This window comes from Streptomyces sp. P9(2023) (assembly GCF_032436795.1).
GTDB lineage: Bacteria > Actinomycetota > Actinomycetes > Streptomycetales > Streptomycetaceae > Streptomyces.
Genome location: NZ_JAUPWM010000865.1, coordinates 1 through 234 on the forward strand (window position 1 = coordinate 1; position 234 = coordinate 234).

General features: G+C 37.6%; 1 protein-coding gene. It reads right to left on the minus strand.

The window, feature by feature from the left end; translation table 11 throughout:
- A partial coding sequence (locus tag Q5762_RS39720) for a hypothetical protein (protein WP_315897184.1) occupies positions 1-211 on the minus strand: 211 nt, incomplete at its 3' end.
- Positions 212-234: the final 23 nt, after the last annotated feature.

Genomic DNA, 234 nt, shown 5'->3' on the forward strand with positions numbered 1-234 from the left:
TCGCCGCCGTAAACCATTGAATCCCCGTTTCATCTAAGTGATTAAACTCCAAACGAAACTCGTATTTATTACTGCTAACAAAACCCAAAAAAGCACCGAACAAAAATGCTATGAATGGCAAAAAAGACGCAAAAGCTAATCCATATTCCTGATGTTCTGATGGGATAAAGATAAAAAGTAAACTCGATGAAATTGCACCCAAAAGGAGCATTCTCAAAAGATGGTCTTTGAACG